Below are 25,155 nucleotides of genomic sequence, written 5' to 3' on the forward strand. Positions count from 1 at the left end.
GTTCCTGTAGGCAGGCAACGACGAGCCGCGCAAGGCGCGCACCCGCCTCTCAACTTCCGATTTCAGTAATCGGCGCGCTCGCGATCGATCCGCATGCCGCCGTCGTGATGACGATGCCCTTCTTCGCTCGGCCGTTCGCGCGCGATGCGCATCACGTCGAGATTGGTCCGCACACGGCGCATCACGTTGGCAAGATGCACGCGGTCGCTGACCTGGATGACGAAGCGCAGCACCGTCGATTCCTGCGACTGGTCTTCGTCCATGGCGATGTGGACGATGTTCGCGTCGGCCGACGTGATATCCGCGGCGACGCGTGCGAACACGCCTTTGGTGTTCTTCACCAGCACCTTGACCGCCACGTCGAACAGGCGGCCCGGTTGCGGCGCCCACGCGACGTCGATCCAGCGGCCGGGATCGCGCCGGTGAATGCGCTGCGCAACGCGGCAATCCGTCGTGTGGATGGCCATGCCGAGGCCGATGCCGATATAGCCCATGATGTCGTCGCCGGGAATCGGACGGCAGCACGCGGACAACTGCACCGACATGCCTTCCGTACCCGTGATGACGACGGGCGGCGCATTCGGCGTCGGATGATCGGCGCGCGGATGATCGTCGTCGCCTTCGTGGCCTTCGCGGCCGTTCATCAGCACTTCGATGCGCTTGGCCATCACAGCGGCCACACGCCGGCCAAGACCGATATCCGCGAAGATTTCCTGGCGGTTCTTGTTGCCCGTCCACAGCACGAGCTTGTCCCACACTTCCGGCGTGACGTCGGACAGCGCGAGCCCGTAGCCCTTGAGCGACTGATCGACGAGACGTTCGCCGAGTTGCACCGACTCGTTCAGGCGCATCGTCTTCAGATAGTGGCGGATGGCCGTACGCGCCTTGCCTGTGCGCACGAAGCCGAGCCAGGCAGGGTTCGGCTTCGAATAGGGCGCCGTGATCACTTCGACGATGTCGCCGCTCTTCAGCTCGGTCCGCAGCGGGAGCAGTTCATTGTTGATCTTCACCGCGACGCACTGGTTGCCCAGATCGCTGTGGATCGAATACGCGAAGTCCAGTGCCGTGGCGCCGCGCGGCAGCGCCATGATCTTCGACTTCGGCGTAAACACGTAGACGGCGTCCGGGAACAGATCGATCTTGACGTGTTCGAGGAATTCGCTCGAATCGCCGACTTCGCTCTGAATGTCGAGCAGCGACTTGAGCCACTGATGCGCGCGCTTCTGCACGTCGTTCAGATCCGCGCCGCCGTTCTTGTATAGCCAGTGCGCGGCAACGCCCGCCTCCGCAATTTCGTGCATCTTGCGCGTGCGCACCTGGAACTCGATCGGCGCGCCGAACGGGCCGACCAGCGTGGTATGCAGCGACTGATAGCCGTTGACCTTCGGAATCGCGATGTAGTCCTTGAACTTGCCCGGCACCGGCTTGTAGAGCGCATGCAGCGCGCCGAGGCACGTATAGCATTCGAGCGGGCTTTCGACCACGACGCGGAAACCGTAGACGTCGAGCACCTGCGAGAACGACAGCTGCTTGTCGCGCATCTTCTTGTAGATGCTGAAGATGGTTTTCTCGCGGCCCGTGACTTCGGCATCGAGCTTCGCCTCGCCAATGGCGCGCTGCACCGATTCGAGAATCTTGCCGACGACTTCGCGGCGATTGCCGCGCGCCGCCTTCACCGCTTTTTCGAGCGTTGCGTAACGATGCGGATTGAAGTTCGCGAAGCTCAGATCCTGCAACTCGCGATACGTGTTGTTCAGGCCGAGACGATGCGCGATGGGCGCGTAGATATCGAGCGTTTCGCGCGCCACGCGGCGGCGCTTTTCGGGCGGCACGGCACCGAGCGTGCGCATGTTGTGAAGCCGGTCCGCGAGCTTCACGAGAATCACGCGCACGTCGCGCGCCATGGCGAGCAGCATCTTGCGGAAGTTTTCCGCCTGCGCTTCCTCGCGGCTGCGGAACTCCATCTTGTCCAGCTTCGACAAGCCGTCGACCAGTTCCGCCACCTTCGCGCCGAAACGCTCGGCGAGTTCGGTCTTGGTCACGCCCTGATCTTCCATCACGTCGTGCAGGAGCGCGGCCATGATCGACTGCGCGTCGAGCTTCCATGCCGCGCACGTTTCCGCGACGGCAACAGGATGCGTGATGTAGGGTTCGCCGCTTTGACGGTATTGCCCGAGGTGGGCTTCGTCGCTGAAGTGGAAAGCGGCTTTGACTTCCTTGATCTCTTCCGGGCTCAGATAGCCGGAGAGCGCGGCAGTCAGCTTGGCGATGGAGACGACGTCGTGCCGGCGCGGCTGCTCCGGCGTGGCGGTCGGCCCGAACAGATGGCGAAACGATTGTTCGAGGACCGCGTCGATGTACTTGCGTGCAGACGAAGGCGAGTCGCTTTCGTGTTCGTGGGCAGCGTGGTCCACTTCCGTGGCGGATGGCGAGGGGTTGGTGCTCATGGTCGCCTCCGTTGCGATGGTGCCGGTCTGCACGCGTGGGTGAGTTACATGACGTTCAAACGTTGAAGCGTGCCTTAGACGGGCACCTTCTTCAGCATTTCGACGCCAACCTGGCCAGCCGCGATCTCACGCAACGCGACCACCGTGGGTTTGTCGCGGCTTTCGATTTTCGGCGTGTGGCCTTGAGCGAGCTGACGTGCGCGATAAGTCGCGGCAAGCGCCAGTTCGAAACGATTCGGGATCTGTTTCAGACAGTCTTCGACGGTAATGCGGGCCATGTTGAAAATTCCTTCTCTGTATGTTGGTTATTCTACCTTATGTCCTTCCGACCTCGCCCGTATCACGCGTGCGGCAAGTGAATGCCGAGCTGCATGAAGAGGTCCGTATGGCGCGCGTATTGCGAAGCGAAGCGCGAGCGCGTCGCCGACACGAGGCATTGCAGTTCGGCGAGCGCGCGATCGAAGTTCTCGTTGATCACGACGTACTCCGCTTCCGCTGCGTGCGCCATCTCGCTGCCCGCTGCGAGAAGACGTCGCGTGATCACATTCGGCTCGTCCTGGCCGCGCTTTTTCAGGCGCTCTTCGAGCGCTTCCAGCGACGGCGGCAGGATGAAAATTTCCACGGCATTGCGGAACTGCTTCTTCACCTGCTGCGCGCCCTGCCAGTCGATTTCGAGCAGCACGTCATGGCCGCTTTTCATCTGCTCCTCGATCCACACGCGCGAGGTTGCGTAGTAGTTGCCATGCACTTCCGCGCTCTCGAGAAACTCGCCGGCATCGTGACGCTGCAGGAAGTCTTCGACGGTCGTGAAGTGATAGTGCTCGCCGTCCTGTTCCTTCGGACGCGGCTGGCGCGTCGTGTACGAAATCGACAGACGGATCGCCGCGTCGCTAGCGAGGAGCGCGTTGACGAGCGTCGACTTGCCCGCGCCCGACGGCGCGACAACCATGAACAGGTTGCCCGGATAGACGCCGGCGTACGGATTGCGTTTGGCTTCGGTCATGCTGGTGAGACTCCCGTATTACTCCAGGTTTTGTACTTGTTCGCGCATCTGTTCGATGAGCAGCTTGAGCGTCATCGACGAATCGGCGAGTTCTTTCGCGGCCGCCTTCGAGCCGAGCGTGTTCGCTTCGCGGTTCAGTTCCTGCATCATGAAGTCGAGACGCTTGCCGACCTTGCCGCCCTTCTGGATGACGTGGCGCGTCTCGTTCAGATGCGCAGTGAGGCGCGACAGTTCTTCGGCGATGTCGATGCGAATGCCGTACATCGTCACTTCCTGACGGATGCGCTCGGCGATCTCTTCGCGCGACACGATCGTCGCGGCCGTATCGGGCGCGGCGATGCCGAGCGCTTCCTGCAGACGCTCGACGATCTTCTGCTGATGCTTCGCGATCAGTTCCGGCACGAGCGGCGTGATCTTCGTGACGATCGTTTCCATTTCGCTGACGTTGTTGAGCAGCATCGTGGCGAGCTGCGCGCCTTCGCGGCCTCGCACGTCGATCAGATCGGCAATCGCCTGCTTGCCGCACGCGAGCACGGCATCCCGCAACACTTCCGGCGACACGCCGCTCTCCGCCAGCACGCCCGGCCAGCGCAGAATTTCGCCCGTGCGCAGACGGCCTGCGTCGGGGAATGCTTCGAGCACGGAACGCTCCAGCACCGCGAGTTGTGCGAGCGCGTCGCGATTGAGCGCGCCTGCGTTCGCCGACTGCTCGCTGCGCTGCAGGTTGATACGGATATCGACCTTGCCGCGCGACAGCTTGTTCATCAGCATTTCGCGCAGCGTCGGTTCGCAGACGCGCACGTCTTCCGGCATCCGGAAGTTGAGATCGAGAAAGCGCGAGTTCACCGTGCGCAATTCGACGGACACGCTGACGCCGCCGGTGCCCGATGCCGCTGCGAGTTCGCGCGTGGCGCTCGCATAGCCAGTCATACTGTAGATCATGATAGGTCTCGCGATTGCGGCCGCGCGAATGTGCATCACATCGCACGACCAGGGATTCGAGTCGCCCGGCGTTTACGAGACGCGAGGCGGAGAACGCGCATTATCCCATTTTTGACGGCCGGACCTGCCGGAGGTGGCCTTCGGGTAAGCCCGGGCAGGCGGCGCTTCGGGCGCGTTCGCGTGCGTCGCGGCGTCGGGCGCATTTAGCGCGCTGCATCGCGGCGCGTGGCGCAGGCGGCGCCGACGCGATCGGCGGTAAAATTGCGGTTTCCTTCCGGCCTCTCTCCCCCTCTATTCCGACGATGAACGACATCACGAAACGCCCCAGCGGCCGCGCCGCCGATCAGCTGCGCGACGTGCGCATCACGCGCCATTACACGAAGCACGCGGAAGGCTCCGTGCTGGTCGAATTCGGCGACACCAAGGTGATCTGCACGGCGAGCATCGCCGAGAGCGTGCCCGCCTTTCTGCGCGACCGCGGCCAGGGATGGCTGACGGCCGAGTACGGCATGCTGCCGCGCGCGACGCACACACGCAGTGACCGTGAAGCCGCGCGCGGCAAGCAGACGGGCCGCACGCAGGAAATCCAGCGCCTGATCGGCCGCGCGCTGCGCTCGGTGTTCGATCTCGAGCGACTCGGCGCGCGCACGCTGCATATCGATTGCGACGTAATCCAGGCCGACGGCGGCACGCGCACGGCGAGCATCACGGGCGCTTTCGTCGCCGCGCACGACGCCGTCGCGAAGCTGCTCGCGACGGGCCGCATCGAAACGTCGCCCATCACCGACTATGTCGCGGCCATTTCGGTCGGCGTGTTCGACGGCGTGCCCGTGCTCGATCTCGACTACGACGAAGACTCCCAGTGCGACACCGACATGAACGTCGTGATGACGGGCGATGGCGGCTTCGTCGAAATCCAGGGTACGGCGGAAGGCGTGCCGTTCTCGCGCGACGAAATGAACCGTCTGCTCGATCTTGCGCAAGGCGGCATCGCGACGCTGATCGCGATGCAGAAGCAAGCACTGGAGTTGAAGGGTGAGTGACAGGGTAAATGGCCGTCCGGACGACGCGCTGCGCAGGATCGTGCTGGCGTCGAACAACGCGGGCAAGCTGCGCGAGTTCGCGGCGCTGTTCGGCACGGCGGGCATCGAGCTGATTCCGCAAGGCGCGCTGAACGTGCCGGAAGCGGAAGAACCGCATCCGACCTTCGTCGAGAACGCGCTGACGAAGGCGCGTCACGCATCGAAGCTGACGGGCCTGCCCGCGATCGCCGACGATTCCGGCCTGTGCGTGCGCGCGCTGCGCGGCGCGCCCGGTGTGTATTCGGCGCGCTATGCGCAACTGGCCGGTGGCGAAAAGAGCGATGCGGCGAACAACGCGCGTCTCGTCGAACAGTTGCAACACACGAGCGACCGCCGCGCGTACTACTTCTGCGTGCTCGCGCTCGTGCGCCATGCAGACGATCCCGAGCCACTGATCGCCGAAGGCCGCTGGCACGGCGAGATTCTCGATGCGCCGCGCGGCGCGAACGGCTTCGGTTACGACCCGTACTTCTTCCTGCCTGCGCTGAACGCGACGGCCGGCGAACTCGAACCGGCCGTGAAGAACGCCACCAGTCATCGCGCGCTGGCACTGCAGCAGCTGTTCACGCGACTGAAGGAGGAAGCGTGAGTCAGGCATCGACGGTCGGCGTCAACGTCGTCAAGGCGTTCTCATCGCCAGGCAGCATCCGGCTGACTTCGCTGCCGCCGCTCGCGCTCTACGTGCACTTTCCGTGGTGCGTGCGCAAGTGCCCGTACTGCGACTTCAACTCGCACGAATCGAAAGGCGGCACGTTCCCGGAAGACGATTACCTCGACGCGTTGCGCAGCGACCTCGAGCAGTCGTTGCCGCTCATCTGGGGACGGCAGGTGCATACGGTGTTCATCGGCGGCGGCACGCCGAGCCTGATGTCGGCGAAAGGACTCGACCGGCTGCTGTCGGACGTGCGCGCGCTGCTGCCGCTCGACGCCGACGCCGAGATCACGCTCGAAGCGAATCCCGGCACGTTCGAAGCCGACAAGTTCGCGCAGTTTCGCGCGAGCGGCGTAAACCGGCTGTCGGTCGGCATCCAGAGTTTCAACGAAGCGCATCTGAAGGCATTGGGCCGCATTCACGATTCGGAGCAAGCGCGTCATGCCGTCGAAGTCGCCGCGAACACGTTTGACAACTTCAATCTCGATCTGATGTTCGCGCTGCCGAAGCAGACGCTGGCCGAATGTCAGGCGGATATCGAAACGGCGCTCTCGTACGCGCCGCCGCATCTGTCGCTTTACCACCTGACGCTGGAACCGAACACGCTGTTCGCGAAGTTTCCGCCGCCGCTGCCCGACGACGATTCGTCCGCCGACATGCAGGACTGGATCCACGAGCGTACGCGCGAGGCGGGCTATGAGCGTTATGAAGTGTCGGCATATGCGAAGCCGCATCGGCAGAGCAAGCACAACCTGAACTACTGGCGCTTCGGCGACTATCTCGGCATCGGCGCCGGCGCGCATACGAAGCTGTCGTTTCCGAACCGCATCCTGCGACAGATGCGCTACAAGCATCCCGCGACGTTCATCGACGAAGCGCGTTCGGGCAATGCCGTGCAGGAAGAGCATGAAGTCGGCTCACGCGATCTGCCGTTCGAGTTCATTCTGAACGCGCTGCGGCTGGTGGAGGGATTTCCGGTGCATCGTTTCGTCGAGCGCACGGGTTTGCCGATGACGTCGATCGAACCGGCCTTGCAGGAAGCGGAACGCCGCGGGCTGATTTCGCGCGACTTCGAGAAGATTGCGCCGACGCCGCTCGGCCAGGCCTTCCTCAATGATCTCCAGGCGCTGTTTTTGAAGGATTCGTGATCGTTCGTGGTTTGTTGCCCGGGAAGGAAGTGTTCCAGGTTACAATTTCGGGCTCGGAGGGTTGGCAGAGCGGTTGAATGCACCGGTCTTGAAAACCGGCAAGGCTTTACGGCCTTCGTGGGTTCGAATCCCACACCCTCCGCCAGAAAGACAAGCCAAAACCTCGTAAATTCAATAATTTACGAGGTTTTTGTTTTTTCCAGACCATCAATTGGCCCATCATCGCGCAAGATCTGTCGACGTCAACCCGAAGCGTCGTTGACCTGTGAAGCGCGCCGGAATGTTCAGGAAAAAGCCGCCGCGCTAGAGTCACGCCAAAGGACTGCAGGCGAGGCCTCCCCCGGTAGTCGGCGGCGGCCCGTTGACGAACAAGGCCGAGGGAAACACTCGTTCCGTCGCGTAAGTGCCATATTTGTCGCATACGTAAGCAACGCGATCGCCAACCTCAAGCCCTTCGACTCCACGTCCCAGTTGCACTACTACACCGACCGCCTCCAAGCCTGGAACACCGGGTAAGGGAAGTGTTCTGTACAACCCCGTCCGGACATAGATGTCGTGGAAATTCACGCCCACCGCTCTGTGCGCAATTCGAATTTCTCCGGAGCCTGTCTCACCCACAGCAACGCTTTCCGGTCGCAACACTGAGGCTGGACCGGGCTCTCGAATGACAATTGCCAGTGCCAAAATTCACTCACAAAGTCGGTAAAATCACTCACCAGTCTCACTGAGCAAGACTGACCTCAACTCAGTTGTCGAATCGCAGAACGATTCTACGGTTCTGCCTACCTTTCTTCTCGATTTTCTCGCAAACAACTCGTGGAATCTCGGCAGTGTTCGCAACATGAGTGCCGCCGCAAGGTTGAACGTCTACCCCGTTCACATGGATGACCTTAATCGCATCGCTCGTCTCCGGCGGCAACGCATAGCGATTCCTAACCAATCCGAGCAACTCCGCACGCCTTTGAGGAGCAATCAAAGAAGTCGTAACTTCGATCTGGCTTGTAATTAATTCGTTTAACCGTCGGGTTATCTCGTCTTTGGTCAAGTCCATTTCCGGTAAATCGAAATCGAGCCGCCCCTTTTCGCCCCCCATGCCGCAGCCCGTAACGGGCGCGCTAATCAACGAGCAGAGAAGGTGCAAGCATGTGTGCATCCGCATGTTGCTGTATCGTGGTTCCCAGTCGATCGCACCGTCCACGGCATCTCCGACTGTTTCACTAGAGTTGTCGACACGATGCCATATCAGCGAGCGGTTGACCGCGTCGCGAAACGTCTCCACCACACGCATGCTCCCTTGCTTTGTGCGCAGTTCCCCGGAATCCCCCGGCTGTCCGCCACCTGCCGGATAGAACAGCGTCCGATCAAGTGCGATCAAATCTTCTTTGACTTCGATGATCGATGCCCGAAAGGTCCGTTCATATGGCTCCTGGTCAAACAATGAGGTCGTTGCTATTTCAGACATGGGACACTCGATGGTTAGCTAGTCAAACACGGGGCGCTTTCTCAAGAAATGCGTCCGCCAGCCCGATACAGACCGACAGCTTTTCTGCAACGCCGCGACTTTCCGGACATACGAAGATGAATCGAACCCCGTTACTCACTATGCTGGATGACAGGCTTGCGAGCCCTTCGTCCGGGTCGAGAAGCACATGGCTGCACGACAGTCGGCCTAGAAGGTCCACTACGTGCTGAACGCCGAAAGACCGACTTGACATGATCCCGAGGTGATCTCCGGGTCGAATGCCGTACGCTTTCATAAGCGAATCGAAGCTGCTTTTCACCGACCACTCTCCTGGTCAAGAACTGCGAGGACTCCCTTTCTCAGCACGGCTGGCGATACGCGCTAAAGCCGCAAGCGGATTGAGGCCCGCGGAATATGCTACGGCAGACGTCACGATCAACAGCCCCCCACCAAGTTGCGTAAAGCTCAGCATCCGACCATACGCAAAGAAATCCACCGTCACGGCGACAAGTGGGTAGATAAAGCTGAGCACCGCAATGCTACTTGTCGCGGCTTTTTTAAAGGCCCCATACAGCAATATGTACATAAATGTTGTGTGGATCATCCCTAAAGCGACGATTGCTCCAATCTGCGAGTGTGAAGCGGGGAGTTCGTGGAAGTTAGCTAGCGGAATGAAAACCGCTGTCCCAATTACCATGTGTCCGACCGCGATCAGCTCCGGCCGTAGGGATTGAGATAAAGATCGTGTCAATAGCGTAGTAGCTGCGTATAACGTCGCGGCCGCCAACGCGGAAAGTATTCCAGGAAGATATGACCCATCGTTGTGCTGGGCACCTGGCTGCGCCAAGACCACTAGCCCAGAGAACGAGAGGACCAGCCAAAAAACCGCAGTGCGTGACGGTCGCTCGCTGCGCACGAGAAATCCGGCGATCACCAAGAGAAAGGGCTGTACGTTATAGACGACCGTCGTAATGCCAACTGAGGTCAGCCGATACGCCGTGAAAAGAAAACACCAGTTGGCGATGAGGGTCAATGCCCCGAAGAACAGATTGACGAACTCCTTTCCGCTGAGACGGAACGATGAGAAGTACCCTCGACACAAACAATACGCAGCGAGACCAACAGAGCCAATCGCGCAGCGGAACAGCACTACATTGAATGGACTTTGCCCCGACGACAACACGAAGAACCCGATCGTGCCCGATATCGTCATCGCAAGCAGCATATAAAGCTGGCCAACACGCTCGTCAGACATAATCGCTCCGCCGTCTGTCGTCGTACCGTGTAGATTCTGGACTCATTGTTGCTGGACCTCTGCTTCGAGGTTGATCAGCATCACGTCACGATATGCCGTGCCCTCGTTTGAGCCCAAAGGAGTCACCGCATGCTTCTTCGCTCTATCGACGATTAGCGTATCGAACGGTGCCGAAAGTCGCAGCACGTTGGTGGGTTTGCTATCCATCTCCGAAATCACGCTGTCGGCCCCGATCGCGTTGTCCGTAAGCTGAACCAGATGAATGAAGACCAGAGGTTCGTCGTCGAGGTGTAGCCATACCGGAGAGCTGAACGATGCACCTCCCTTATCCGCCTTGTATCGAATAAAGTGCACGCTGATGTTGACATCATGCTTTCCGACTCGATCGCAGTATTCGTTAATGTAAGCCGTATCGCACTGAAATACGTGATTGAAAACACGATTTCCGAGGATCGCCTTGTCAACTGGTGGGAAAACCCGTACACGTCCGCCATCAGTATCGTTGGCGCCGTACGATTGGAAGTAAGACTGGTTTGGGTTTAGGCGTATCTTGCCCGAGATTCTTTCGTACACGATCTTTATCATTGCCCGATCTCTTACCGCGGCGTAAGGATCAGGCTTTACCTGTGCATCGTAAAACGCCTTGAAGGATTGATATTCTCTGTCGTCCAAACCTTCAAGATACGCACGTCCGGGCAAGAATTTAAACCCATTTACAATTTTGACAACTTCTCTTTTCATTTTTATCTCTTGCCGTTGAGTTCTCTCAGTTCAACCTATATTTGAGGCCTTGAATGGGTGCAGCGATCGGGGCATCACTGATCCTTCTCATTACCTCCTCAATTACATTGTGAATTCCCCAGATATCTGTATACGTGTAGGTACCTTGATCGAATTCTCTCTGCAGGTCTGTTTCACGCTTTTGAATCGCATTTGGCCAGCTGCGATCCGCACCCGATCTGTGATGCCAGTCATGGACGACAAGTGATCCTTGGACAATCAGGAGCCGAGCGGGAAGATGAATAAGTAGATGTTCTGCCCACCATGAAACCCATGCGCGGAACCACTGTATCCCGGACACTCCAACAGGCGGTAGCATTCGCCCACAAAACCGTCCGTGACTGTTCTTCACATGCGATTCACGCACTCTCTCGTCATCCCGTCGCAATACCCACGCGTGCTCTGTAACCAGATGAAGCAACGAGCAAACTTGATAGATCACCGTTAGAGGTATTCCAATCGATACCAAGAATACAAAGGGTCCTACAATGTACGCGACGCTGGCGAGCAAGACCATCCATACGGATATCATCGCCACTCTGTACAGTGGGACGTTGACGAAATTACTTTTGATACGCACCCCGAAGTATCGCACATGGAACAGTGGATTGACGCACTGCCACAGTAAAATCCATCTCATGCGTTCGACCGGAACACCGGGCCTTAACCCTAACGTATATATAGCGGCGAGGTCCTGATCGCTCATCGTCGAAAAATCACGTCCGTGATGTTCGTAGACGTGAAACTGCCTGTACGAATCGAAAGGCTGCACAACGGTAATTGCAGACAGAAACTCGCAAAGAAGTCGGTTTGAACGCTCGGAGCGGAAAATGGCGTGGTGCACACCATGATGAATAATCGTGGCAACTAAGTAGCGCGCCCCCGACACAGTCAGAACAATCGAGATAAGAAGCCACTCTACGCCGACGTCATACTTCAAGACACACATGGATGCCGTAATGCCGCCCAGATAGAGCAACATCGCCCATGTGGTGGCCTCGGCAGGGCTTATCACCCTCGCAGACCTATTTCGTAGCTCTTTACCGGTCAGCCAAGTCCAGAAACCCTGAAAAGGAAGGCGCGTATAAGATTCCCGAATTGCTGCAGATCGTTCCAGTTGCTCTCGCGATGTCATTTCATCACCTTTAGTTACTCTAACTAATGAGCGTAACCACCCGCCGATATATTGGTGAACTAGCCAGCCTGGAACCCCTTGACGTTACGCGTCGCGCAGAGCGACGCTCGTGCGGGCCACGCCGCAAGTAGGTATTGCCTGGAAATAGAAGGCCCGAGCCCGCGAATCGGGGTAGACCGCAAACACAAAGGTCGAAGAAAAGTCTTGACCAAAGGAACGGCTCAATGTCCGGCACTACATATCGCTACAAAATCGTGCCAAATCAATGTCCGAGCGTCTACCTATTAGAGTTGATAGCAAGGAAATGCCTACAGAAATGTGAGAAGAGTGCCGCGATATTGCTGCACCGAGCCGGTTGCGGCAGGATCTTCTGTGCCGGTTCGCGGTAAGCCGATTATTCACTTGACACTTTGGATGTCTGATTAATTTATGAGTAGATTCGGAATTAAAATTATCGAGTAGAATGCGATTTTTCTTAAAAAATAAGCAAAATCGTTAAACGCATCGCCCAAACGGCGGAAACTTATGAATTGTGCACTGCGATATTCATTACATTGCTTGCAATCAAGGGAATTCAGCCCGTTGCGCGGCAGACAATCCATGATTATCCGAACCCTTCACTTGATCGCTCGGAGCCGCCAACGGTCCGAAAAGCGGGGCTGGCGGGTATGTTCATGGCCCGCAATGCGTCTCGGAACTAACAAGATCATCGGATGGGTAAAAATCGCCGATAACTCCGGCTTTTGATGTCGCCCTTTGGGCTCAAGCACCCTCATGACCAGCGCAGTATCAATGGCCGAAACCGGCAAAGAGTCAAAGACCGGATCGGCGTAGGTTGTCAGCATCACCTACGGCGATTGACTTCGGAACGTTCAAAACGTTAGCGGAATGACTGAACAACACCGTCGCCGCAGCAATGAATCGGAGAAAGTGGATCGAATAGGCCATCGGGGTTTGTAAAATGCAAGCGCAATATTTGTTTGCGCGGCATCTTACGCAACACTACCGAATCTGTCTGAAAGGCGTCGAATTCCCGATTGTCGAATTCTCACATCGCCAGGCGCTGCGGGCGGTTCGCGTGGCCCGCCCCGAACTTCATCGGAACACTCTCGAACGGCTCCGCACGGACTCGCAACTGGCGTCTCATGCATTGCGGGTAGACATCCCCCCTGTGCGCGCCACCCCTCACATCCGTACCAACGCTCATTGAATCGCGACATGCATCGGCTACGATGAAGATACATCTCGCGTGCGAGTTATTACGATGTCCAGCCTCTCGCTTTCCAGCCGCATCCACCCGACCTTCAAGCGAGCCGCGGCACTCGCCTTCACCCTTCTCGGCACGGCTTGCAGCTTCACCGTCACGCCTCCGCAGACAAAGGCCGTCGCGCCGCCGATCGCTGCCATCAACAGCCAGACGCTCGATCAGTACCGTTCGGCCGTCGCGCAACATATCCTCGAACGCAATCCGTCATATGTGCTGCGTGGCACGCCGCAGGCGATGCTGCGCTCGCTCGTCGTCGTGTCGTTCGTCGTGGATAGCAATGGTCAGATCGTCGCCTCGAACGTGTACCGCACGAACGGCGACGACGAAGCGGAAAGTACCGCGCTCTCCACGCTGCGGCGCTCCGTGCCGCTGCCGCTGCCACCGTCGAAACTGCTGAACGGAAAAGGCCAGGTCGAGCTGTTCGAAGACTGGCTCTTCAACGACAACGGCAAATTCCAGTTGCGCACGTTCGCTTCGCCGCAAGCACAAACGATCGATTGAATTTGCGCGAAGCGTGCGTTGCTTCGCATGAACGCGATCCGCTGCCTTCGACGTGCAGCGGCGCGAACGCCATGCCGTTCGAACGAGCCCGCGAGCAGCGGCAAAGCGTATCGCCTTGCCGCCCGCCCGCTGCCCTCGCTATAATTTTTTAAACATCCACCGGAATCTCCGGCCCTTGCTGCGCGCCGTACGCTCACCCGCTCGCGTCGCGCAGCCCGACCGTCACGTTGCCGCGCCACCCGCGCGCGCGTCCGCCCGGTTTGCTTCGCGCTTCGCTTGCGCGCCGAGTCGTCCTCGTCGAAGGCCAGATCACGCGCGTCACCCGCCAGCGCACCGCAAGCTGTCGATTCGTTGCACATGCAACGTCTCGCGTCGCGAGTCCGCCCGCATCGCCGTCACACCGCTGTTCAACGCGATTGCGCGCTCCCGCTTCGCCTACACCCAGACACACAAAGGCGCACCGCCCGCCCCGCGGCTGCGTCACGACATTTGGAGACCCTGCATGTCCACCTCGCCCCTTTCCAGCGCGCAGCCCGGCGCGGGCCGCCAGAGTAGCGCCTCGCGCGTGATTTTCGCGAGCTTCATCGGCACCGCGATCGAGTTCTACGACTTCTACGTCTACGCGACGGCCGCCGCGCTCGTCATCGGCCCCGTGTTCTTCCCGCACGGCTCGGCGACGGCCCAGGCGCTGTCGGCGTTCGTCACGTTCGGCATCGCGTTCATCGCCCGGCCGATCGGCTCATTCCTGTTCGGCCACTTTGGCGACCGCATTGGCCGCAAGTCGACGCTGGTCGCGTCGCTGCTGGTCATGGGCCTGTCGACGACGCTGATCGGCTTCGTGCCCGGCTACGATTCGATTGGCAGCCTCGCGCCGATCCTGCTGTGCGTGTTGCGCTTCGGCCAGGGCATCGGCCTCGGCGGCGAATGGGGCGGCGCCGCCCTGCTCGCCACCGAGAACGCGCCCGCCGGCAAGCGCGGCTGGTTCGGCATGTTCCCGCAGCTCGGGCCATCGATCGGCTTCCTCGCCTCCAACGGCCTCTTCTTCGGCCTCGCGCTGTCGCTGTCGGACGAGCAGTTCCGCAGCTGGGGCTGGCGCGTGCCGTTCATCGTGAGCGCGGTGCTAGTCGCGCTCGGCCTCTACGTGCGCCTGAAAATCGCGGAAACGCCGGCGTTCCAGGCCGCGATCGAACGTCAGGAACGCGTGCGCGTGCCTGTCGCTACGCTGCTCGGCCGTCACCTCGGACCCGTGCTGCTCGGCGCGTTCGCAATGGTCGTCTGCTATACGCTGTTCTATATTTCGACGGTGTTCTCGCTGTCGTACGGCGTGTCGGCGCTGCACATCTCGCGGCAGAGCTTCCTCGGCATGCTATGCGTCGCCGTCGTCTTCATGGCGCTCGCCACGCCGCTGTCCGCATGGGCCAGCGACCGCTTCGGCCGCAAGCCGGTGCTCATCGTCGGCTGCATCGCGGCGATCCTGTCGGGCTTCACGATGGCGCCGTTGCTCGGCAGCGGCTCGATGCCCCTCGTCCAACTGTTCCTCATCATCGAACTGTTTCTGATGGGCGTCACGTTTGCACCGATGGGCGCGCTGCTGCCCGAACTGTTCCCGACCAACGTGCGCTACACGGGCGCGGGTGTCGCGTATAACCTGGGCGGCATCCTCGGCGCGTCGGTTGCGCCGTACATCGCGCAGATGCTCGCGGCGCAAGGCGGGCTGTCCTGGGTCGGGCTGTATGTGTCGGCGGCCGCCGTGTTGAGTCTGATCGGCGTGCTGTGCATGCGCGAGACGCGCGACGCACGGCTGATGTAAGCCCTGCTGACGGTCCAACGCAAACGGCCCCGGCGCGATGCTCCGCGCCGGGGCCGTTTTGCTTTGCGGGGTTATCGCCAACCAATATGAAGCCTGTCGCACACCGTTCGACTACCTGCACGAACGAGGACAGGGAAACTCCCCGGGTTGCCGCGCTTTCCGCCATGCCTATACTCGAACAGGAAGCAGGCAATTCGATAGCCATGCTGCATGGGGAGGCATCGATGAACTTTCAACTGGATAACGCGGACATCGTCGTCATCATCGCGCTGGCGCTGTTCGGCTCGCTGCTGCTCGCGTTCCGCTTCAAGCCGGCAAGCTGGAAAGGCATCGTCGTCGAAGCCGTTGCCGCGAACCTGGCCGCCATCGCCGCCGTCGTCGCGTTCGAATTGCTGATGGCCTGAGCAGCCATCAGCATCATTCACCCGATCAGCGGTAGTAGTAGCCGTGATGGTGGTAGCCGCCGCCTTCCGGCACCACGATACAGCCACTCAGCGATGCAGCCAGCAGCGCGCCCGTCACCAAAGCCAACATCAAGCGTTTCACGTCGTTCTCCCTTAGAGTCAGTGTCGTTTTATTCGAGCGAACCCCGAATGACCTCGATTGGACACGAACCCGCCAAGGGTGAGCGTTGCAATTTGTAAGCGTCCACTGCGTGTGTTACAGGCTGGGAAAGGCTAAACGGTACGATGACGCGTCGAACAGACCGGCAAGCGAAGCGCCAGCGAGTCATTCATTACGCATCAGGCCCGCCCGCAAAGCCTCGGCGGGCAAGGCATCGACGAATCGGGGTCGCGACGGCGCGGGGGCACGGTCGAAACGCTCCGGGCCCGTTATAGAACGCCGAAAGAAAAGCGACAGTTTTAACAGGCCTGTAATGAGCGAACGCGCGCCGTCCGCATATGGCAAGAAGAGCGTGGCCGCCGGAATCACGCGAAGAGCCAGCGCACAAACCGTATAAAAAAGAAAAAACTGGTTGAACTTGTCCGCACCCGTGCGGTCTCTACGGATGTTGTAACGGTTTGTTCTGCAGGTTTCCTCTCGGTCCGCGCGCTTTAGGCGCGGGCTTTTCAGAGGCGTCTCGCGACGGCGTCCGAAATTGGGCGAATTGCGCGTGCGCCTCTTTTCTTTTTTCTACGCCTCAAGCCCGTCCCGTCGGCCTCAGGCTGCCACCGACTCGCCCTTGCCTCCGAGCGCCAGCGGGTCGGCGTGCACATGGTCGATTGCGGCCAGCGCCTCGGCAATAGGCGGCACGGAATTCCCGTCCCCAATCGAAACCGAGCGGAACGGCACGTTATTCCCAAACGTTTCGCGCGACGTGGCGATAAAGATCATCACGGTTCGCTTGCCGAGCGCGTGCGCCAGATGGACGAACCCCGTATCGACGCCGATCACGAAGTCCGACGCCGCGATCACCTGGGCAATCCCTGTCACGCTCAGTTGCGGCAGCAGCTCTGCGCCTTCTACTTCGTTGACGATCGCCAGCCCCTCGCTGCGCTCGGCAGCCGAGCCCCACGGCACGACCACATGAAAGCCGCGCCGCACCAGCTCCCGTGCGACGGCGATCCAGTGTTCCGCCGGCCACTTCTTGTCGTCCTTGGAGGCGGCATGAAACAGCATCGCGAGTGGCCGCCCTCCCGTGTCGACGATCGGTTTCGCGGGCGCGGGAATCTGCAGGTTGTAGTCCGGCGGCGTGTCGAGCGGATAGCCTAGCGCCGTGCTGACGGTTTCCCGCATGCCGTTCCAGGCATTGCGGTCGCGCGGCGGCACGAACCGCCCGGTGTACGCGAACGCAGCACCGCGCTCGCCGAGATCCTTGTTGCGATAGCCGAGGCGGCGCCGCGAACGCGAAAGGAACGCGATGATCGCGCTCTTGTAGACGCCGTGGATGTCGACGACGACGTCATACGGGTGTGCGCGCAGTTCGCCGATGGACTCCGCGATCGCCTTGAAATCGGCCCAGCGGCGCGCTTTCTTGAAGCGGCGCAAGGGCGCGCACAGCACGCGGTCGATGCCGGGATTCCAGCGCGCGATCTCGGCAAATGACTCGTCCACCGCCCAGTCGACCGCGACGCCGGGGAACGCGCGCTTCAGATCAGAGACGATCGGCTGCGCCTGTATTACGTCGCCCATCGAGGTGACTTTGACGATAAGAATTCGCTTCATTGATTGCCCGTTTTGGCTGCTCGGTAGCAATCTGCAATTTTAGCCGACCAGCCTGGTAATTGCCCGCGAAATGGGCAGCGGCAAATCTTGCCGGAGCCGTTCTATCGTTACCAGACGTTACTGCCATTGACAGACGCTTGCCCCGCCGATGACAGCGGGCTTTCGGGCCGCTTGCGCCCGAGCCGCCGACTATAATGGACCCATTTTCCGGAACGCTTTCAGACTGCTTCCGGGCCCGCGTCCAGACGTGCTGTCCAGCCTGCCTGCCGGCCCATTTTCCAGGCCCGACTCCACATGTCACGGACACCTCTGCTGTCCTCGAGCATCGGCCGGCGCATGCGGCGTCTGTGGCGCCAGTACGGCGTCTTCTGGCTGGGCGCGATCGCTGTCGGCCTCACGGCCGTCTTTTATGCGCGGCTGATCGATTTCGGCTACAACGCCTTTCTTGATCTGCAGAAGCAGCACCGATGGCTCACGCTGCTGCTGACGCCCACCGTCGCCGCGCTCTCCGCCTGGCTTACGCGGCGCTTCTTTCGCGGCGCCGAAGGCAGCGGCATTCCGCAGGTCATCGCGACGCTGCATTCGAACACGAGCGCAGCGGGTGCACGGCTGCTGACCTTTCCCATCCTGCTCGGCAAGATCCTTGTGTCGTTTCTGGCGATTCTGGGCGGCTTCACGATCGGGCGCGAAGGACCGACCGTGCAGGTCGGCGCAGCGCTGATGTTCAACCTGCGCCGTCTGTACCCGCGCTCGAACGCGCTGATCGAACGGCAACTGGTGCTGGCGGGCGCGGCGGCCGGTCTGTCGGCGGCGTTCAACACGCCGCTTGCAGGCATCGTGTTCGCGATCGAAGAGCTCACGCGCAGCTTCGAGGCGCGCACGAGCGGCGTACTGATCACAGCCATCATCATCGCCGGCATCATCGCGCTCGGCCTGAACGGCAACTACACGTATTTCGGAACGATCGACATCGGCGCGGATTTCCCGAGACTGCTGGCTGTCGCGGTCGTCATCACGGGAATCGTCACGGGGATTGCGGGCGGCATCTTCGGCTGGCTGCTGCTCAACACCGAGCGCTGGATTCCCGAACGGCTGCGCCGCCTCAATAGCGAGCGACCCGTCGCATTCGCCGCGCTGTGCGGTCTCGCCATTGCGGCGATCGGTCTGGTGTCGGGCGGCACGACTTTCGGCAGCGGCTATTCGGAAGCGCGCGGACTGCTCTACGGCACCGAACATCTGTCGGTGTTCTACCCGCTGCTCAAGATGGCGTCGATGATCGGTTCCTATCTGCCCGGCATTCCCGGCGGCATCTTCGCGCCTTCGCTATCGATCGGCGCCGGGTTCGGCAACGTACTGCACATGATCTTCAGCGACATGCAGCTGCCGATGCTGATCGCCCTTGCGATGGTCGGCTATCTGGCCGCCGTCACGCAGTCGCCGATCACGTCGTTCGTGATCGTAATGGAGATGATCAACGGACACGCGCTGGTGATTTCGCTGATGGCGACCGCGCTGGTCTCGAGCCGCATTTCGAGCGTGTTTGCGCCGCCGTTGTACGAGGCGCTGTCGAGGCGATATCTGGATGCTGCCGCATCCACGCGCGAAGCAACGGTTTCGGCTGCAGAAGATTCTTCCGGAGATAACGAAGCAGAAAGCCCTCGCGACGATCCGCTCGCGACGCGCGGCGAAGCAAAGGAGTGATTTCACGCGTTCATCGACCGCGAAAAAATCGGACGCGCTCCGCAGAACGCGTCCGACCTCCCACAATCGTCAGTACACGACAACGCCGACGGGATGGTAGTACACCGGACGGGCGGGCACGACGACGCAACCGGTCAACGTGACCGCTAGCAGCACGATCGCGAGCAAGGTTCTTTTTTTCATGTGATGACTCCCTTGAGGGTTGCGATTAGCGCGCTCTTGGGCGCGTTCGGAGAACAGGCGACGCCGGGTCTTCAACACGTGTGATCGCCGCCTGTTCGAAACTCAGTCAGGCATCAGGCCCAATGGCCCTGAACCCAGCGCCAGTTCGAACCGTGCGCGACCCAGTGGCCCGGCACCCAGTGATAACCGACGCGCTCGGCCTGCCAGTGACCCGGCACCCACGCATAGCGGCCGTGGTCCCAGCGCCAGTGCCCCTTATCCCATACGTAGCCCGTGCGCGGCGCGGGCACGGCCTCGAAGCGCTCGACGGGCGGCGCGCCCGGCGCCACGACGATCACCTCGGCAGCCGACGCCGAAGCGGCGGCAGACAGACCGGACATCGCAAGCACCGCGGAAACTGCGAGCAGACGAATCGACTTGTTCATGTTTTCACCTCTTGTGTCGGCACCGAATGACGGCGTTGCCGGTTCAATGCGCGAGGTGGCGAAAAAGCTGACAGCGGGCGTGTTACGGTCTGCCCTGAAGTGCAACGGATTATTTCGGGGATGTCCCGCGAGCGGCGGGAAGACGCGTGTGCGAACGACACGCAGACACGGCGATGCACGTCACCCGATGACGGTGACGCGCATCACGCGATAGAAGACACGATCAGCGAGAAACTAAATACCGCTCAGGCCTGCGGGATCTCGATCTTGACCTCGAGCACTTCGAGGTCGTCGTGACGTTCGAGATTCACGCGGATATCGTCGTCCGAGATTTTCACGTACTTCGAAATCACGGCGACGAGTTCACGTTGCAACGCGGGCAGATAATCGGCGGGCGCTTTGCCGCCGACGCGCTCATGCGCGATGATCAGCTGCAGGCGTTCCTTCGCTATCGACGCGGACTTCTTTTTCTCGCCCAGCAAAAACGAAAGAATCGACATCAGGTACGCCTCCCTTTACTTGGTGCCGAAGAGGCGCTGCAACAGGCCCGGCTTCTGGTAATCGGTAAAGCGCAGCGACTTCTGCTCGCCGAGGAAGCGCGACACCACGTCCTTGTATGCTTCGGCGACATCGGTGCCGTCGAGGTGCACGGCGGGCAAGCCCTGGTTCGACGCGTGCAGCACGGCTTCCGATTCCGGAATCACGCCGATCAGGTCGATGCGCAGGATTTCCTGGATGTCGGTCAGCGACAGCATCTCGCCTTCGCTCACGCGCTTGGGGTTGTAGCGTGTGATCAGCAGGTGTTCCTTGATCGGGTCCTTGCCTTCGATCGCGCGCTTCGTCTTCGACGACAGGATGCCGAGAATGCGGTCCGAGTCGCGCACCGACGACACTTCCGGGTTCGTCACGATCAGCGCTTCGTCGGCGAAATGCATGGCAAGCAGCGCGCCCGACTCGATGCCTGCCGGCGAATCGCAGACGATGTACTCGAAGTCCATCGCGATCAGGTCGTTAATGACCTTTTCGACGCCTTCCATCGTCAGCGCGTCTTTATCGCGCGTCTGCGAGGCGGGCAGGATGAACAGGTTCTCGCACTTCTTGTCCTTGATGAGCGCCTGATTCAGATTGGCTTCGCCCTGGATCACGTTGATCAGGTCGTACACCACGCGACGCTCGCAGCCCATGATGAGATCGAGATTGCGCAGACCGACGTCGAAGTCGATCACCGCCGTTTTCGAGCCGCGCAACGCGAGAGCGGACGCGAAGCTCGCGCTCGTGGTCGTCTTGCCTACGCCACCCTTGCCCGAAGTCACCACAATGATTTTTGCCATTACCCTTTACCTTGTGTTCGTCAATTCGTCTATTGAGTCCGGCGGGAGTTCCATCGCGCGACACGCAAACTGCATGTGCGGCGCACGCATCAGGTGAGCCGCAGCGGTTCGATCATCAGTTTTTCTTCGTCGAGCCAGATCTGCACTGGCTTGCCGAGTACGTCGGCGGGCAGCGGATTCTCGGTCGTCCGGTAAATGCCCGCGATCGAGATCAGTTCCGGTTCGAGACATGTGCAGAAAATGCGAGCGTCGTGATTTCCGTGCACGCCCGCGAGCGCGCGGCCGCGCAACGGCGCATAAATATGGATGTTGCCTTCCGCGATCACTTCGGCGCCGTTGCTCACCATGCCGAGCACCACGAGATCGCCCTTCGCGTAGATGCGCTGGCCCGAACGCAGCGGCTTGTCGACCACCGTCGTCTGCGACGAGGTGCCGATGCGCACGGGTTCCGTGGCCGTCTGGGACGCGCCTTCATCCTGAGCGGGAATCGGCAACTGCATCTGCAACTGGCCTTGCGCTGCTGTATCGGGCTGCGGCGCGGCCTGTGGTGCTGCCGCGCCCGGTTTGCCGGACGTGTCTTCGCCCGCTTCGTCGCCATTGTTCTTGCTGCCGCGCGGGTCGCGCGCGTCGAGCAGCGGCAGTCCGGCTTCGTTCGCCCATTCGTGCTGCGCGCTGTCGGCGACGACGCCGATGGGACGCATGCGCACGCTGCCGAGCAGCGCCGCGATGTCCGCGAGCGGCACACGTTCGTTTTCTGCAAGACGGCGCACGTCGATCGCGACGGTATCGTTCGCGAAGAATTCGGGCGTCGCCTCGAAGCGCCGGGTCAGTTCGGCACGCATTTCAGCGAGGTTGGTCGTCTTGACGACAAACAGCAGCGTGTCGACCGCGCCACTGCGCAGTTCAAAGAATGGCGATTTCCTGGGCGACATAGCGTTCGGCAAAAAATTTTGCGTATTTTACAGGCGTCCAGGCGAACGGTGAGCTTTTTTGCCAATAAGTCTTCACGCAGCCTTCACGCGACAGGAAAATGCCGCGCGCGTGCTGAGTCCGGGGGCGGACGGATCGACAAAAAGTGGGAACGTGCGCGATTCGGACGCGCGCGGAGGGCGTCCGTTGAAGGCTCGAAGCGTGGCGAAAAACGGCTAGATGAACTACCCGCGAGCGTTATCGTCCGATGCAGCCGCTTGCGGCACGTGGCGCACGAGCAGCGTCTGGAACTGGTCGGGCGCGCGCGGAATGCGCTCGTGCTCGCCCGTCGGACCGAAGCCGAGGCGCTCGTAGAAGCGCATGGCGTTGCGGTTTTCGTCGGCGATCCACGCGTAGATTTCGGCGGCACCGGAGGCCGCGAGCCACTCGCTGGCCGTGTTGACGAGCAACTCACCGCCGCGCAGATGCCGCACGGCGGGTGCTACCCACAGCTCGCTGACGAACGCGCGATGCGGGGGCGCATCTTCGAAGCACGCGCCGATCAGGCCGGCGGGATGCCCTTCCGTGTACAGGATGAACGACGTCGACGCCGCCGCCGAGGCGTGCCGCGCGGCCGTCTCTTCGAACGTGGACGCATCGGCCGACAGCGCTTCTTCCAGGGTCTCGCCGAAAGCGTAAGGCGCTTCGCGAAGCGAAGCCGTACGAAGCTCGCGGAAGACGGCGCCCTGATCGGCTGCGATGCGGCGAACGGTCAGTGAAAGACTCATGCGGTCGAAAATCCCTTGTGTCATCCGGGTGAAACGCTAGCGCGTAGCTTCAACCGAACCGGCGCATGAGTCAAATCTTTAATTCGGCGCAGTGCGAGCCGGCGCGCACGGGTTGACACGCGGGCATAAAAACGGCACACGCGAGGCCATTTTTGCGTATCGATGGCCGCAAACGGTTGCGAGCAGACGCTCGGGCGCACAGCCACGCATCACGGCGCGTCGTAGGGCCCCGTGCCGTCGGGCCACGGCGTGAGCAGCTCGTAGCCGTCGTCGGTGACGGCGACCATGTGCTCCCACTGCGCGGACAGCGAACGGTCTTTGGTGACGACCGTCCAGCCGTCGCGCATCACCGTCGTGCCGGCGCGGCCCGCGTTGATCATCGGTTCGATCGTGAACACCATGCCCGGCTTCAGGCGCACGCCCTGCCCCGGCTGGCCGTAGTGCAGCACCTGCGGATCTTCGTGATAGACCTTGCCGATGCCGTGCCCGCAGTAGTCGCGCACGATCGAAAAGCCCTCGCGCTGCGCGATCTTCTGGATCGCATGGCCTACGTCGCCGAGCGTCGCGCCCGGCTTCACCTGGCGAATACCTTCGAGCATCGCCTCATAGGTCGTGTCGATCAGCTGCTGCGCGACGGTGCTCGGCTGGCCGACCGTGTACATGCGGCTGGTGTCGCCGAAGTAGCCGTCCTTGATGACGGCGACGTCGATGTTGATGATGTCGCCGTCCTTGAGCACCTCGCTGCGGTCCGGGATGCCGTGACAGACGACGGAATTGACGGATGTGCAGACCGTTTTCGGAAAGCCCATGTAGCCGACGTTCGCGGCAATCGCTTTCTGCGTGTTGACGATGTAGTCGTGGCAGATCGCGTCGAGTTCGCCTGTCGAGACGCCGGGCTTCACGTGTTCGCCGATCATGGCGAGCACGTCGGCGGCGAGCCGGCCCGAGATGCGCAGGCGGGCGATGTCTTCTGGAGTCTTGTAGGTGATGGCCATGTCGGAAAGCGTTGGCGGGATGCATGGTCTGGCAGGCGCGTGCGCGGAACGCATCATGGCGCGAGTCAACAGCGCCTCAAGCGCGACCATACATCCGGTTGTCGGGCCGAACCATTTTACAGAGTCTTTGAAAACCGCTGGGGCTCGCTTGCGCCCCGCCGGTTGAGCGTCGCTCGCGGCACCTTTCCAGCGAATCAGCTGGATGCGTTATCGCGCACACCTGTCTTCCCGAACGCAGTCTCCCAGCCCCGCTAGGAAAGCTTGACGCTTGCCTTAAGAACAGTCCCGCAATTTAAGACTGATCCTATCGAAGCACATATCAATTCCTCGAATAATACGGCGGCCCGCATTTGGGCCCAACAAATGGATCCCTCATCCAGTCGGCGTAAGGAATTTTCTCCTCTATTCCGATAGATGTCGGATCCCGTGCTCTCCCATCGGTTCATCAATCTAATTCAGTCACTTCGGTGACGCTTTGGAGTAGGAAGTTTCATGAAAAAAATCACTTTCCCCCTGATCGTCGCAGCAATGGGTCTCGCGGCTTCGGCGGCGCACGCAGCGCCCGCCAGCAACGGCGGCGTCGTGACGATCAACGGTCAGCTCACGGCAAACACGTGCACCGTGAGCGGCAACGGCCAGGGTCAAAACTTCACCGTGACGCTGCCGACACTCGCCGCATCGGCGCTGTCGGCTGCCGGTTCGTCGGCCGGTTCGACGGGCTTCAACATCGCTCTGTCGAGCTGCACGCCTGCAACGGGCAATGTGCACACGTTCTGGGAATACGGCGCGAACACGCTGAGCGACGGCAACCTGCTCAACAATGGCACGGCCACGAAGGTTGAAGTCCAGCTGGTCGACTACAACGGCAGCCAGAAGGTCATCAACGCCAGCAAGGCTGACGGCTCACAAAACTCGCAGTCGGTCGCCATCGCGACGGGCAGCGCAAACCTCCAGTACGCCGCGCAATATGTGTCGCCGGCTGGCGGCGCAACGGCGGGCAGCGTGACGACCAACGTCACTTACTCGATGGTCTACCAGTAATCGAGGGGCGCGCGGACGAGCCGCTGATGCGTCTCCCGTCCGCGGAAAACGTCAACGAATACCGGCTGCCGCAACAGTCATTCAGTTGGCACGACGGTAGCCGGCTATGCGTTGTATCGCGCCTGCTTCTCG

Annotated in this window: 25 protein-coding genes and 1 tRNA gene; 9 read left to right on the plus strand and 17 right to left on the minus strand. The window is 60.8% G+C overall.

The features are described 5' to 3' along the window. Nucleotides 1–62: 62 nt before the first annotated feature. The 4 genes from FRZ40_RS07500 to FRZ40_RS07515 form a co-directional block, all read right to left on the minus strand. The gene (locus tag FRZ40_RS07500) at nt 63–2,447 is read right to left on the minus strand and encodes a RelA/SpoT family protein (RefSeq protein WP_028369679.1); all 2,385 of its coding nucleotides are present in this window, start codon (nt 2,445–2,447) and stop codon (nt 63–65) included. A 74-nt stretch (nt 2,448–2,521) separates the two neighbouring features. Then, nucleotides 2,522–2,725: a DNA-directed RNA polymerase subunit omega gene (gene rpoZ, locus FRZ40_RS07505; RefSeq protein WP_006025620.1), complete on the minus strand. Its 204-nt coding sequence runs from the start codon at nt 2,723–2,725 to the stop codon at nt 2,522–2,524. A gap of 62 nt (nt 2,726–2,787) precedes the next feature. After that, nucleotides 2,788–3,450: a guanylate kinase gene (gene gmk, locus FRZ40_RS07510; RefSeq protein WP_028369678.1), complete on the minus strand. Its 663-nt coding sequence runs from the start codon at nt 3,448–3,450 to the stop codon at nt 2,788–2,790. 18 nt (nt 3,451–3,468) lie between these two features. After that, nucleotides 3,469–4,392, minus strand: coding sequence for a YicC/YloC family endoribonuclease (locus FRZ40_RS07515; RefSeq protein WP_028369677.1), 924 nt, complete (start codon nt 4,390–4,392; stop codon nt 3,469–3,471). A gap of 302 nt (nt 4,393–4,694) precedes the next feature. On the opposite strand from FRZ40_RS07515, the gene rph reads away from it, so the two are divergent. From rph to FRZ40_RS07540, 4 genes are all read left to right on the plus strand, one after another. Beyond that, entirely contained in the window at nt 4,695–5,435 is a 741-nt protein-coding gene (rph, locus tag FRZ40_RS07525; protein ID WP_147233775.1) for a ribonuclease PH, read from the plus strand. Next, nucleotides 5,428–6,063 carry an RdgB/HAM1 family non-canonical purine NTP pyrophosphatase gene (gene rdgB, locus FRZ40_RS07530; RefSeq protein ID WP_147233776.1) on the plus strand — a complete coding sequence of 212 codons (636 nt, stop codon included), beginning with the start codon at nt 5,428–5,430 and terminating at the stop codon, nt 6,061–6,063. Before rph ends, rdgB begins: the two co-directional genes overlap by 8 nt. Beyond that, nucleotides 6,060–7,274, plus strand: a complete 1,215-nt coding sequence (gene hemW, locus FRZ40_RS07535) for a radical SAM family heme chaperone HemW (protein ID WP_147233777.1) — start codon at nt 6,060–6,062, stop codon at nt 7,272–7,274. The genes rdgB and hemW overlap by 4 nt, the downstream gene beginning before the upstream one ends. A 55-nt stretch (nt 7,275–7,329) precedes the next feature. Beyond that, a tRNA-Ser gene (locus tag FRZ40_RS07540) sits at nt 7,330–7,419 on the plus strand. A 164-nt stretch (nt 7,420–7,583) separates the two neighbouring features. Here the strand turns inward: FRZ40_RS07540 and FRZ40_RS07545 are convergent. The 6 genes from FRZ40_RS07545 to FRZ40_RS07570 form a co-directional block, all read right to left on the minus strand. Further along, complete coding sequence (locus tag FRZ40_RS07545; protein WP_338048144.1) at nt 7,584–7,916, minus strand: alcohol dehydrogenase catalytic domain-containing protein; 333 nt, start codon at nt 7,914–7,916, stop codon at nt 7,584–7,586. Nucleotides 7,917–8,019: 103 nt separating this feature from the next. Beyond that, the gene (locus tag FRZ40_RS07550) at nt 8,020–8,736 is read right to left on the minus strand and encodes an alanyl-tRNA editing protein (protein ID WP_147233779.1); all 717 of its coding nucleotides are present in this window, start codon (nt 8,734–8,736) and stop codon (nt 8,020–8,022) included. 334 nt (nt 8,737–9,070) lie between these two features. Next, complete coding sequence (locus FRZ40_RS07555) at nt 9,071–9,991, minus strand: DMT family transporter (protein WP_051446559.1); 921 nt, start codon at nt 9,989–9,991, stop codon at nt 9,071–9,073. Between the two features lie 42 nt (nt 9,992–10,033). Next, nucleotides 10,034–10,732 (minus strand): 2OG-Fe dioxygenase family protein, encoded by a 699-nt coding sequence (locus FRZ40_RS07560; protein ID WP_147233780.1) that lies wholly within the window; start codon nt 10,730–10,732, stop codon nt 10,034–10,036. Between the two features lie 25 nt (nt 10,733–10,757). After that, entirely contained in the window at nt 10,758–11,753 is a 996-nt protein-coding gene (locus FRZ40_RS07565) for a fatty acid desaturase (protein ID WP_240057111.1), read from the minus strand. 770 nt (nt 11,754–12,523) lie between these two features. After that, the gene (locus tag FRZ40_RS07570) at nt 12,524–12,751 is read right to left on the minus strand and encodes a hypothetical protein (protein WP_028369671.1); all 228 of its coding nucleotides are present in this window, start codon (nt 12,749–12,751) and stop codon (nt 12,524–12,526) included. Nucleotides 12,752–13,170: 419 nt separating this feature from the next. On the opposite strand from FRZ40_RS07570, the gene FRZ40_RS07575 reads away from it, so the two are divergent. From FRZ40_RS07575 to FRZ40_RS07585, 3 genes are all read left to right on the plus strand, one after another. Beyond that, a complete protein-coding gene (locus FRZ40_RS07575) occupies nt 13,171–13,674 on the plus strand; it encodes an energy transducer TonB (RefSeq protein WP_028369670.1) in 504 nt (167 codons plus the stop codon). A 502-nt stretch (nt 13,675–14,176) separates the two neighbouring features. Next, complete coding sequence (locus FRZ40_RS07580) at nt 14,177–15,484, plus strand: MFS transporter (protein ID WP_147233781.1); 1,308 nt, start codon at nt 14,177–14,179, stop codon at nt 15,482–15,484. Between the two features lie 224 nt (nt 15,485–15,708). Continuing rightward, nucleotides 15,709–15,888 carry a hypothetical protein gene (locus FRZ40_RS07585; protein ID WP_028369668.1) on the plus strand — a complete coding sequence of 60 codons (180 nt, stop codon included), beginning with the start codon at nt 15,709–15,711 and terminating at the stop codon, nt 15,886–15,888. Nucleotides 15,889–16,645: 757 nt separating this feature from the next. On the opposite strand, the gene waaC is transcribed toward FRZ40_RS07585, so the two are convergent. After that, nucleotides 16,646–17,650: a lipopolysaccharide heptosyltransferase I gene (gene waaC, locus FRZ40_RS07590; RefSeq protein ID WP_147233782.1), complete on the minus strand. Its 1,005-nt coding sequence runs from the start codon at nt 17,648–17,650 to the stop codon at nt 16,646–16,648. 294 nt (nt 17,651–17,944) lie between these two features. On the opposite strand from waaC, the gene FRZ40_RS07595 reads away from it, so the two are divergent. Beyond that, entirely contained in the window at nt 17,945–19,351 is a 1,407-nt protein-coding gene (locus FRZ40_RS07595) for a chloride channel protein (RefSeq protein WP_051446557.1), read from the plus strand. Between the two features lie 296 nt (nt 19,352–19,647). Here FRZ40_RS07595 and FRZ40_RS07600 read toward each other — a convergent pair whose 3' ends face one another. The 6 genes from FRZ40_RS07600 to map form a co-directional block, all read right to left on the minus strand. Then, nucleotides 19,648–19,959: a YXWGXW repeat-containing protein gene (locus tag FRZ40_RS07600; protein ID WP_147233783.1), complete on the minus strand. Its 312-nt coding sequence runs from the start codon at nt 19,957–19,959 to the stop codon at nt 19,648–19,650. A gap of 245 nt (nt 19,960–20,204) precedes the next feature. Then, entirely contained in the window at nt 20,205–20,459 is a 255-nt protein-coding gene (gene minE, locus FRZ40_RS07605; protein ID WP_007583338.1) for a cell division topological specificity factor MinE, read from the minus strand. Nucleotides 20,460–20,474: 15 nt separating this feature from the next. After that, complete coding sequence (minD, locus tag FRZ40_RS07610) at nt 20,475–21,290, minus strand: septum site-determining protein MinD (protein ID WP_028369663.1); 816 nt, start codon at nt 21,288–21,290, stop codon at nt 20,475–20,477. A gap of 89 nt (nt 21,291–21,379) precedes the next feature. Then, entirely contained in the window at nt 21,380–22,222 is an 843-nt protein-coding gene (minC, locus tag FRZ40_RS07615; RefSeq protein ID WP_028369662.1) for a septum site-determining protein MinC, read from the minus strand. A gap of 222 nt (nt 22,223–22,444) precedes the next feature. Beyond that, the gene (locus FRZ40_RS07620; protein WP_028369661.1) at nt 22,445–22,987 is read right to left on the minus strand and encodes a GNAT family N-acetyltransferase; all 543 of its coding nucleotides are present in this window, start codon (nt 22,985–22,987) and stop codon (nt 22,445–22,447) included. A 209-nt stretch (nt 22,988–23,196) separates the two neighbouring features. Further along, a complete protein-coding gene (gene map / locus FRZ40_RS07625; protein WP_028369660.1) occupies nt 23,197–23,982 on the minus strand; it encodes a type I methionyl aminopeptidase in 786 nt (261 codons plus the stop codon). Nucleotides 23,983–24,474: 492 nt separating this feature from the next. Between map and FRZ40_RS07630 the strand changes: the two genes are divergently transcribed. Continuing rightward, complete coding sequence (locus FRZ40_RS07630; RefSeq protein ID WP_028369659.1) at nt 24,475–25,023, plus strand: fimbrial protein; 549 nt, start codon at nt 24,475–24,477, stop codon at nt 25,021–25,023. Nucleotides 25,024–25,155: the final 132 nt, after the last annotated feature.

This window comes from Paraburkholderia azotifigens (assembly GCF_007995085.1).
In the GTDB taxonomy this organism is placed as follows: domain Bacteria; phylum Pseudomonadota; class Gammaproteobacteria; order Burkholderiales; family Burkholderiaceae; genus Paraburkholderia; species Paraburkholderia azotifigens.